We start from the raw sequence: 11,750 nt of genomic DNA, 5'->3' as shown, positions 1-11,750 counted from the left end.
AATTTTTAGAATCTAAACTTCAGGTTAAAACCAAATGTCCGGGAAGTAGGATAGCTGCCACCCATAAAGCCCTGCAGATTGCCTGCTCCTAAATTATCTTCAGGATCGGCATAAGGAATATTTTTATGAATAATCCACAGATTGCGGGCGATGAGCGCCACATCAATTCCTTTAAACAGGTGTGTTTTTGATACCAATGTTTCCGGTAAAGAATAATTAATGGCTACTTCTCTCAGTTTAATATAACTGGCATCATATATAAATTCTGAGTGCGGGCTTGAATTGTTACCCAATCCTCTCTGCCCTGTGTAAGGCACTCTTTTCGTATTAGGCTTACTTTTACCATTGGCATCTACTGTAACCCCCTGGTAGATAACACCACCATCAGGTCCTGTATCACGTACAGATTTACCCAATTCATTCAGCCCCGTTGTATTGGGATATAAGCCGGCACCGGTGCCATAAAACATATCCAGCGAGAATAACTGGCCGCCCTGGCGCATGTCCACGAGGAAGCTCAGACTGAGATCTTTATATTTAAAGCTATTGGTAATACCACCAATCCAGTCTGGATTAGGATTACCAATAACGCCATTACCACCTGTTTTATAATAGCCGTTATCTCCTACTACGCGTTGTCCGCTTGCAGGATCAATAACAAAGTCAGTTCCCCTGATAACACCATATGGCTCGTTTAAAGAGGCGTTGAGGGAAATGCCGCTCTGGTAGGTACCGCCGCCCAGCAATACATTGTCTATTCCTGCTGGCAGCGAAAGCACTTTATTCCGGTTACGTGCCCAGTTGAGGTTTACCGTCCAGGAAAAATCGCGGGTTTTGATTGGAGTCGCGTTTACGGTAACCTCTATACCTTTATTTTCCACGTTACCGGCATTCACTACTTTACTGGTATAACCTGCAGCAGTTGATACCGGTGTGGCAAGGATCTGGTTTACGGTATTGGTTTTATAATAGGTGATGTCGAAGCCGAGGCGATTGCGGAAAAAAGACAGTTCAAGCCCGGCTTCTGCACTCTTTGTGCGCTCCGGTTGCAGATCAGGATTATTAAGCCTGCCGGCAACAGAGAACAGCAGCGCGTTACCAAAAGGAGCAGGCTTATCATAGGTGGTAAGCACGTTTAAAGGCGGAGCATCGCTGCCTACCTCCGCATAATTCAGTCTTATTTTACCCAGACTAAGCCAGGGTACATTTTTAAGTAGTTGTGAAAATACAAAGCCACCAGATACAGAAGGATAGTAGTAAGTATTATTACTCGCCGGTAAAGTGGAAGAACGGTCCCTGCGTACAGTGGCATCCAGGAACAACATTTCTTTAAATCCAAGGTTAACACCCGCAAAAATACCATCTACCTGTGCTTCACTTAAAACCTCCGTGGGAGCCTGTATCGGGTTTTTGGAATTGTCGAGCGTATACAAATCCGGCGCAGACAGTCCCCCGTTAGTCACCGCATAAATAGAGCTTATCTTGGTTCTGCGGATATTGCTACCCAACAATCCTTTAACATTGAGATCCTTGGTAATATTCTTATTTGCGCTTAACAGGAGGTCGTAGTTATACTCACTAAACATGCGATTGAAGCGGCTATAGGAAGAAACGCCCTTGCTGCCAACGGCTACTCTTTCGTCCTGCATTTCGCTGTAGGAATCCAGTGAAATACGTCCCAAAACATCCAGCCAACTGGTAACTTTATAATTTAATGCGGCATTTCCGAAATAGCGGTAACGTTCATCCGTTTCAAAATTTTTATACCTGGTCCAATAGGGATTGTTCTCGTATAAGGGACTGGGATCGGTAATGCTTTTCCTGTTCCAGGTAGTATTTTTACCGGTATTGAAATAAGCTGCTTTCAGATCCATCATATCTACATTCAATGCATAAAACTGGCGGAAGCTGCGCATGATGTTATTGGGATCATAGCCGGTACCATACCTTCCTTTCCCATTGGTAAAAGTGTAATTGATACTGCCGGAAGCGGTCAGCCGGTCAGAAATTTTATATGAGGCACCAAAGTTCACCATATCCTTACCCAGTTTACTGTTGGGTAGTATACCCTTTTCTGATGTTTTGGTATATCCCAGTTTGAAATACCCATTATCTCCTCCTCCATCTATTAAGATGCTATTGTTAGTGGTAAGTGGGTGTTCATAAAAGCTATTAGGGTCATGTTCCGGGGCCACAAAGGGCTGCGGTTTGCCATAAGTAGGAGAACCCTTGTAAAAAGACCGCCAGTCATATACCATTAAAGATGCATTATAAGGGGCGCCATAAGAAGCATCTTCTGTCATCGGTGATATCAGGTCTTTTATACCATCTCCATTTACATCTTCATAAAAAAAATATCCATCCGGAGAACCATAAACAACACTCTGAGGATCATAATACCCTTCCCCGAACTGTTTCTGATAAACGGGTAAGGTGCTTTTGTCTACAGCACCAAAGGTGACGCCTGTATTTATAGTAATCCCCAAACCTTTCCGTCCTTTTTTGGTGGTGATCATAATAACGCCATTGGCTGCACGTGAACCATACAGCGCTGTTGCAGCGGCGCCTTTAAGCACGTTTACTGACTCCACATCGTCCTGGTTAATATCGGCGGCAGCATTGCCATAATCGTATCCGCCACGACCCAGTACCTGCGAACCTGAATTCTTATTTGAATTATCTACCGGCACCCCGTCAATTACAAACAACGCCTGGTTGTTAAAGGAAATAGATTTGCTACCTCTCAGCACAATGTTGGAAGAGCCTCCCATGGTGTTATTCTGACTCACCTGGAGTCCTGCAACTTTTCCGGAGAGGGAGTTGACAATATTGCTGGTTCTTGCCCTGTTCAGTTCTTCTCCACTCACTACCTGGGCAGAATAAGCCAGTTCATTTTTCTTCCTTTTCACATTCATGGCAGTTACTACAAGCTCTCCCAGATTTTTGGAGTCGGCAAGTAGCGTAATGGCTATGTTGAGCATACTGCCTACCACTATTTCACGTGGCTGGTAGCCAATACTATGCACTTGCAATACGGCATCATTACCCGGCACAATGATGGAAAACCTGCCATCGTTGTCTGCCAGTACACCAGCAGCATTATTTTTTATCCTGATAGTGGCGAAGGAAACCGGGGCCCCGTCTTCTCCTGTAACTTTTCCCGAGACCTGGTGCTGCTGCGCATACACCAGGGTGGTACTCATTAGAAGTATTGCAATACAATACATAACCTTTTTCATACGTGTCGTATTTTTGTTTTGGTTTTTAAAAAGGTCGCCTCACTGTTGAGACGATCGCTTATACATTTTAAGTCCGTGGTATTACTAATATCAAACTATCTGCACGGGAGCGTATTCCCATCCCTGGATAGCGCCAATAACATCTCATCCGGATAACTATCCTGACAGATGAGTTACCAGTAAAAATGAGGCGCTGTATGTACTTTTTGAATTTGTAGCCAATGCCCGCCGGGATAACCGTTTTTCGTATCCTATTCGCGCGCACACGTTACCCCTACCTGAGTGTTGGCAGGTACTGTAATGGTTGTTTAAATGGCGCGGAGCCACGTTTCACAAATACGTTTGCTGTCGAATCGTTAAATGGATCATCTCCTTCCGGATTTTCTGAGGTCTGGCCTATAACGGTACAATGTTATTTTGTTATAGAACACAATAACCCTGTTATCTTTCCGGATAAACCTGTCATAAAATGATTTTAAATAGTGTCATAGAATACCCGTTGACTGTAAGGTAGCAGTCATCAGAAATGGAAATCGCATAAACAGGTAAGTCTATTTTTCTTGTTGCCTGCAGGATAGAGAAAAAGGTGGCTTACTTTGGCTGAAATGGTTTGATATAGCACGGATGACTTCATAACGAAGGTTACATTTCTTCTCATCTGCACAATAGCTACGTGCTAATTTGTTGTATACCAAATATACCGTGAATACTTCAACAGTTATACGTCAAAATTGATTACTAGTTTGCAGATATTAACTTTAGGAAGATAACATCCATTTATGCAGATATCTTTTGTTGGATATAGATTTGAGCATCCGCTTAAATCTGAGCAATAAACCAGATAGGGATAGGCTATTGTTTTTCGTCTATATAATTTGGGGGCGTATAGGTTACCCTGGCGAAGTTTTTTGTGAGAAGTTCTGTTTTCACAATTTCGCCACCTTTAAATTTTAATTTCTTATCTCTCCAAATTTCGTTTTTCCGGTAAAACTGTCCGTCAATCTTTAAAAACTGGTGGTCTTTCTCTGTAACATGATAAGCATAATCCAGTTCAGTATCCATGCGAAGCTCACCCTCCAGGCATTTGTCACTAAACCAAAGATTGATCTGGAAAGTGTAGTCGGTATTGTTCGTAAACTGATAATCGCGGTAATTATAAAATACGGTCGCTCCGCTTCCGAAGGGCAGCACTCTCCCATCGTCTGGAAATGGATCAAATGAATGATGATACCGTTCGGTAACCGTTAATGGGCTATGAATCACCAGCCAGTGAATTAAATTTGAAATCTGGCAAATACCACCGCCGATTCCAGCCCTTGCTTCTCCAAATGACAGCTCCATTCCCGGTAAGTAGCCTTTTCTTTTGGTGGGCCGGCCAACAAGTTTGCAAAATGAAAAGGTTTGGCCTGGCCTGATGATGATGCCATCAATTTTCCTGGTGGCAATATTTAAATTAGTGACCTTGTTTATTTGTAATTGCCGGTCACTATCACCAAGCTTTTTCAATAAAACAGATTGATGTTTTTTTACTCTATATGGTAATTTCTCCCTGCTAAACTCCCCCACATACGCTTTATTGTCAAAATACCAGTCTGCATAACGTCTTACCCTTCTGGCCCAAACCGCTAAAAAATATAAGATGGGATGTCTTTGGCTAAGGAGTTTTCTTTCTTTCATAAGGGTGCTGAATTGCTTTAAAAGTTCATCTTCAATAATCGCTCATATTACGGGGCTTCAAACAGGGTCTCCATTTTTACAACCATGGTACTGTCACCCGGCCTGCAATATACGATTGTGTTGCAAAACTATCCTTCCTGAAAATGAGTACCACCTCTTTTCCAGCGTCCATAAAGAAGGTAATATACGGGCTGAATGGCCCATCTTTGTCCAAATCGATGATAAAAAGCAGTACTATTGTACTATAAAATCCATGAGCTAATTGTATGATCAGAAGGAAAAAAGAGCACTGGTTCAGAATGCTTTTTATATGGAACGGTTCCGTATTACCGCGATTACTACCTCGTTTAATACTATTATTTATATTATCATTCGTGATAGTATATCTCCATGGAACTATTTTCTCCTTTAAGGTCCCGCTGAATCCCGCGCCCTTTACCCTGTTTGGATTCGTGCTGGCACTATTTCTTGGCTTTCGTAACAATGCCAGCTATGAGCGTTTTTGGGAAGGACGTAAGCTTTGGGGAGCGTTACTAAATATCACGCGGTCTTTAACCCGGCAAGCTTTAACCCTGGTAAATTCCACATCTGAGGAGGGCGCCACTGTAGAATTTGTACAATTACTCAGTGCATTCAATTATGCGCTGAAACATCACCTGAGAGGAACAGATGCCCTGCCGGATTTAGAAAAGCGCCTTAATGAAAAGCAATTTAAATTAGTAGCCGATACACAGTTCAAATACATCATCATCACGAAACTGTTGGCAGAATGGGTGCAAAAAGCAAGGATGGAAAACAGAATTGACTCCATCCAGCAAGCCCGTTTTGATGAAAATATTGATAAACTGGAAGAGGTAGCGGGCGGCTGTGAAAGAATTATGTCCACCCCCATTCCGTATAGCTATAGCGTACTACTGCACCGCACCATTTATATTTACTGCTTCCTGCTGCCATTTGGATTAGTAGACAGCCTGGGATGGTTTACACCATTTATTGTGTCGTTCATTGCGTACACATTTGTTGCGTTTGAAGCCATTGCGGATGAAATTGAAGAACCCTTTGGTATGGAAACCAATGATCTCGCGCTTGATAATATGTGCGAGATGATTGACCGCACCATATTTGAATTAATCAATATCACTATAGCAGCATCTAAGGACTCTGACCAGCAACAAATCATCCACTAAAGGATTTTATATGAATGTAATGGAATAGCCCTGGCAATCGGTGTTCCGTGTTCTTAAGATCCGGGGGTAAACCCCTTAATCTTTTATTAACCTGATTTAATGGAAGATTTGAGTATCCGGACTTATCTTTAAAACCGTTACATACTACATTCAGGTAATTCATTTCATCAACAGCGCAGTTATGAGACTTTTTATTCCGGTCCTTTCCGTGTTTCTTTTTACGGGCCTCGCACAGCAAGCCTATTCACAGAAGGAGAACCCAAAACTTAACTCCTTACAGGTTATCGGGTCACACAATAGTTATAAAAACGCCATCGAACCGGCTTTGTACAACTTTATAAAGGCCCGGGACTCCGCCAATCAATTGAGTGCACTTCAATATGAACATATCCCCATTACGGAACAGTTAAATCTGGGCCTTAGAAACCTCGAAGTAGATGTATATGCCGACAGCAAAGGCGGCAAATACGCACATCCTAAAGGACTGGAACTGGTTACACCGGATCAGCCCTATGACACCGCGGGCCTGATGAAAGAGCCCGGGTTTAAAGTGATCCACATACCCGATATCGACTTTAGAACCTCCACACCAACTTTTAAGCGATACTTACAGGAATTGAAGGCCTGGTCTGATGCCAACCCCGGTCACATTCCGGTTTTCATTACACTTGAACCAAAAGATGGAGGAACCAATCGTTTCGGTACAACACCGGAAGCCTTTACCCCCGAATTATTTGATGAACTGGATGCCGTTATCAGATCCGTTCTGGGCGACAACAAACTCATTACCCCGGACCTCGTACGCGGCAAATATAAAACACTGGAAGCTGCAGTATTAAACGGTAACTGGCCATCCCTCAAAGATGCCAGGGGGCGGTTTTTCTTCATGCTGGATGATAGCGGTCAAAAAAGGGATCTGTACATAAAAGACCATCCTTCTTTAAAAGGAAGGGTAATATTTGCAAATGCAAAGCCAGGGACACCGGAAGCAGCAGCTATGTTCAGAAACAATCCTGAAGATACTGAAATACCCTCCCTGGTCAGCAAAGGCTACATCATTCGTACACGCGCCGATGCAGATACCAAAGAAGCCCGTGCTAATGACTATAGCCGTTTTAATAAAGCGCAGCAATCCGGCGCACAAATCATTACAACCGACTATTATAAACCAAGCAGGTTCTTTAACTCCCCTTACCAGGTAAAATTTGAGGATGGATCGTACTCAAGGATAAAGTGAGTCAAAGACAGTAAAAATAACCAGCGATGTGTATCAGCATTGCCCTAAAAGCAAAAGCCAGTAGGTTAATATCTACTGGCTTTTGCTTTAGTCATGTTATCTGCCGGGATTGGGTGATGACAGCAAACCTGAAAAAAAATTTGTGTAGTTAAATAACTACGCTTATATTCGTAGCCACATAACTACATAACAAATATAAGACGAGATGCTTTCCAGGCCATCGCAGATCCCACCAGAAGGGCTATCCTGCTATTGGCTGCTTCTCAATCAATGACGGTCGGGGGCTATTGTGTCAAACTGTGACACAGCAAGCCCCATCGTTCCCAGACATCTGCAAAACTTACCGAATGTGAATGGTGTAAACGAGTGCAAAACGGCAGAGAAATTTATGATCACTTTAATGCAAAAAAAATGAAAGACGCACCTGACTTTATCGAGCTATTCCGCAAAATGTGGGATGATATCTTTAACAAATTAGAAAGTGTAATGAAAAATTATAAATCAAAAAAATAAAAGCGATGGAACAAAAAACAAAAATCCATGCCGAAGAAGGCAAGCAGGATTTAATTATTACAAGGGAATTTGATCTGCCATTGGAGTTGCTTTTCAAAGCACATGCCGAGCCTGAAATTATTGAGCACTGGATGTCGCACAAAAACGGCGCAACGAAAGTGATAAAACAGGAAAATAAAAAATTCGGTATATGGCAACTTGAAACAATTGACCTTAAAGGAAACAAAATCTATGGCGCCAGTGGCGTAACACTTGATTTTATCCCAAACCAAAAAATTACACGGACCTTTGAAATGGAAAATGCCCCTTTTCCTGTTCAATTGGAATTTATCGAATTTGAAAAACTTACAGACAGCACCAGTAAACTTACAATGCAAATGGTATTTAAATCTGTTGACATCAGGAATCAACTACTTAAAATGCCTTTTGCCCAGGGAATAAATATGGCACACGACCGCATACAAGAGCTGCTCCAGGAAAAATAGCAGACAGAAAAGGATAAACACTTTTCTACTTTGTATATTTATACATAATAGCACCCATTTACGTCATCTACTCCTAATTAAAAAATACTTCGTTATGAAAAAAAATATCATTTGCTGGTTTGAAATTTATGTAAAAGACATTTACAGAGCCAGAGACTTTTATACAAAAGTATTGAATGAAAAAATAAATAACGTGGTGGAAACACCAGGCGGACCAGGCATTCCAAAATTTAAAATTGCCACCTTTGCTACAGGGAAAGACAGCAGCATTGTGAGCGGCTCATTGATAGAAATGGAAGGCACGAAAACCGGAGATGAAAAAGCAGTAAACACGATCGTATATTTTCCTACAGATGATTGCACTGCGAGTGAAAAAAAAGTAATAGAAGCCGGCGGTAAAATTTTAAAATCCAAATTCCCGGTGGATGCACCTGGCTATTGCAGTGTATGTATTGACACCGAAGGCAATCCCATCGGCTTTTTCTCATTGGATAAATAGTGGTTCGCTTTCCTCAGACCAACTGCCCAAAAGGAGCAATGCTGTTATTAATTAAATCACCAACAGCGGTATCTCTGAGCATATGGTGAAACAGAAGGAAGACATGGGTGTGAAAGTAACGTTGGTGTAAATACATCAGGATGGCAATCTATGTTTTATTGTCAGGCTAGTGCCCTGTGGACCAGCTCACCCTTACACTCACCTCGTGGTTAGTACCAAACTGCACCTGTACTACCGCCACATAATTTCCTCCTGTGACAGTAAAATTAATTTGTTTCCACACCGGGCTGTTAACAGGATAGGAATAAGAAACACCAGTGGTAGTAGAAGATTGTACTGCTCCGCCAAATTCCTGTATAACATACGAATTGGGCGAATCCAGATCAAACGTATTCAAACTGGGTGAAGTTCCGCCAGACGGACTCCACATCACGTTGGTTGTTTGGTAATACGTACCGGCGATTTCGTTATTAAATACCGTTACTACCATAGGCCCGGGGGGCCTTGTATGAATATTAAACGACTGCGATCCCGCCGCAAATGAAAATAAAAAGCAAGCTAAAAATCCAGTTACAAAGAATAGTGCTCTTTTCATAAAATTGGGTTTAAAGTAACGTTCTTTTAAATGATTAAAGTGGTAACAAACATAGACTGCCATATGCTGATGTTTTTATCCTAATCGTAAAATAAGCTTTGTTCAGGGCTACAGGGAATATGGATGAATTAACGCTCCGTTAATAAATAGTATTTACGCACACTGGTTCCTCCTGTTTTACAATATTGGGATTTGAATGCCGGCTAGCTGTCAACTTCAAACTATTTCGGTAAATGACAATGATTTTGGGATGACAGCATCCTACAACAATTATTGCTGAAATGAAATATAAAATGTTGATCCATGTCCAGGCTGGCTTTCAAACCAGATATGTCCTCCATGTGCTTCAACGATCTGCCGGCATATATAGAGGCCCAGGCCAAAAGAGGGCTCCCCTGATGTCCCTTTTCGCTTAATAGTACTTTCAAATGGTTCAAATATTCTGGTCGCCATTTCGGGTGGAATACCGATGCCATTGTCACGCACCGATATGGTAATACTGCCTGGTTTATTTTCAGATACTTTGGATGTTTCTTCCACCATGATCTCAATAGTTGCCCCTTCATGGCTGAATTTGATAGCATTTCCCACCAGGTTATCAACGACCCGGGAAAGCTTCCTTTTGTCTGCCAGCATAAAAGTAGCATTGGCTTTCGGAAGAATCAGTGTCTGCTTTTTTTCCGCAGCGCGATAGGCCAATAACTTTGCCGATTCCTCTAGCAGCGCAATTACATCTATCATTTCTTTCTCAAGGGGTTGGTTCCCGATATCGAAATCTGTTTCCAGTAACTCCGTAATTAATTGTAAACATCCCTTACTGGCCTGATCGATCAGGGCCATCCATTCTTTCTCCCAGGTCGACGGTGGGCTATCCAGCATCATATCTGCGAAAGCGCTGACAGCCCCTATCGGATTCCGTAAGTCATGCGCTACCACCCTTATAAGCCGTACATAGTTCTTATTACTGGCCTCAAGTGCTGCTGTGATGGTGGTCAGTTGCTTATATTGTCCTTCTAATCTGGCATGCACACGCTCCTTTCTTCTTTTGTTCTGCCAAAGCAAATAAATGATGATCCCTGCTAGGATACATGCAATGCCCACCAGCCACAATAAACGGGTGGCATAGACTTTCTCTTCCCGTATTATTTCAAGCTGCTGACTCTTCAGTGCATAGCTAATATAATCAATACCCGACTGGTTGTCTGTTTCCCTTTTTTCCCGGTATAAAACCACCAGTGCTGCACTATACTCATAAGCTTTTTGATCATTCTTCCTGGTAGTATAAAACTCATACAGCTTGTTATCCAGATCTAACTCATAACTTCTGTATTTTTTTTCTTTTGTAATATTTAATGCCTGCTCGTAGAAGTTCACGGCTTTAGCAGAATCAGTACCAGCATATAAATCCGCAAGTTCTATCAGCACATCGATACTCATAAAGTATAGTTTTTCACGCAGTCCTCCCGACAGCACATGCTGTAGCAGCTGGATACCATTTGCAGTATCCCTCTTCTCAAGATACCTGTTAGCCTGCAATTGCCCCACTGCCAGCAGTACGCGGATATCATGGTATTTTTGAGCGATCCTGATTGCTTTATCGATGTATTGGTCTACTGAGTCAGCCGCAAACTGTTTCGGATATTGAAGAATGAAATTGTAAATGACGAGCGACATGATGGAGTCATTTCTTAGTGTGGCGCCAAGATCCATGGCTCTCCTGAAATGATTCAACGCCTTCTCACTATTACCATTGGTATTATAAACCATTGCAATATTCATCAGTACCTGCACCAGATTGGAAGAATCGCCGATGGCGTCGTATTGTTTATAGGCATCGCCATAGTAGCGCAGGGCGAGCTCATTGTTCCCTTTTATGTCAAAATATATAGCCAGGTTATTGGTGGCGTCCGCTACCCCTTTGGGATAATCGATTCTGTAAGCTATTTCCCGGGCCCTATTCCCATAGATGAGTGTGGTATCTGCATCCTGCTCATATGATAGCATACTTAATTTATTCAGTACATCCACGTATTGGACACTGTCGGTAATAGTAGGAAGCGCTTTCCTGAGAGAATGAACAAATTCTTCCTGGCTGTGTGCAGTACAGGATAGCATCAACAACAAAACAAGGCAGGCAAATATTTTCAATATCAGATTGTTTCCAACAAATTAGTTTATATAATGAATAACTCAAAAAAACAATGTATAACCTGGGAGGGATGTTTAGTTTTGGACCGACTTGTCAAAACAAATCTTTCCATTTGTACCAAAGCAATGGCGGTAATTGAATGAAAACGGGGAGAATATCTTTTTTCAAT

The 11,750-nt window shown here is 42.1% G+C and carries 8 protein-coding genes; 4 read left to right on the top strand and 4 right to left on the bottom strand.

The features are described from left to right. Positions 1-5: 5 nt before the first annotated feature. Complete coding sequence (locus tag AC1DCV_RS30890) at positions 6-3,239, bottom strand: SusC/RagA family TonB-linked outer membrane protein (protein ID WP_477026785.1); 3,234 nt, start codon at positions 3,237-3,239, stop codon at positions 6-8. Positions 3,240-4,091: 852 nt separating this feature from the next. Further along, positions 4,092-4,916, bottom strand: coding sequence for a VanW family protein (locus tag AC1DCV_RS30885; RefSeq protein ID WP_477026784.1), 825 nt, complete (start codon positions 4,914-4,916; stop codon positions 4,092-4,094). Between the two features lie 266 nt (positions 4,917-5,182). Between AC1DCV_RS30885 and AC1DCV_RS30880 the strand changes: the two genes are divergently transcribed. The 4 genes from AC1DCV_RS30880 to AC1DCV_RS30865 all read left to right on the top strand — a co-directional run bounded on the left by AC1DCV_RS30880 (position 5,183) and on the right by AC1DCV_RS30865 (position 8,837). Next, a complete protein-coding gene (locus AC1DCV_RS30880) occupies positions 5,183-6,103 on the top strand; it encodes a bestrophin family protein (RefSeq protein WP_477026783.1) in 921 nt (306 codons plus the stop codon). A 181-nt stretch (positions 6,104-6,284) separates the two neighbouring features. Further along, positions 6,285-7,340 carry a phosphatidylinositol-specific phospholipase C1-like protein gene (locus AC1DCV_RS30875; RefSeq protein WP_477026782.1) on the top strand — a complete coding sequence of 352 codons (1,056 nt, stop codon included), beginning with the start codon at positions 6,285-6,287 and terminating at the stop codon, positions 7,338-7,340. A 518-nt stretch (positions 7,341-7,858) separates the two neighbouring features. Continuing rightward, positions 7,859-8,338: an SRPBCC family protein gene (locus AC1DCV_RS30870; RefSeq protein WP_477026781.1), complete on the top strand. Its 480-nt coding sequence runs from the start codon at positions 7,859-7,861 to the stop codon at positions 8,336-8,338. A gap of 94 nt (positions 8,339-8,432) precedes the next feature. Further along, positions 8,433-8,837, top strand: coding sequence for a VOC family protein (locus tag AC1DCV_RS30865; protein ID WP_477026780.1), 405 nt, complete (start codon positions 8,433-8,435; stop codon positions 8,835-8,837). Positions 8,838-9,003: 166 nt separating this feature from the next. On the opposite strand, the gene AC1DCV_RS30860 is transcribed toward AC1DCV_RS30865, so the two are convergent. Together AC1DCV_RS30860 and AC1DCV_RS30855 are read right to left on the bottom strand one after the other, a co-directional pair. Continuing rightward, on the bottom strand, positions 9,004-9,432 hold the full coding sequence (locus AC1DCV_RS30860) for a hypothetical protein (protein ID WP_477026779.1): 429 nt from the start codon (positions 9,430-9,432) through the stop codon (positions 9,004-9,006). Positions 9,433-9,702: 270 nt separating this feature from the next. Then, complete coding sequence (locus AC1DCV_RS30855) at positions 9,703-11,580, bottom strand: ATP-binding protein (protein ID WP_477026778.1); 1,878 nt, start codon at positions 11,578-11,580, stop codon at positions 9,703-9,705. Between the last annotated feature and the right edge of the window lie 170 nt (positions 11,581-11,750).

The sequence above is a fragment of the Chitinophaga sp. 10T418 genome (genome assembly GCF_056394125.1).
This window is presented reverse-complemented; position numbering and strand designations above follow the sequence as displayed.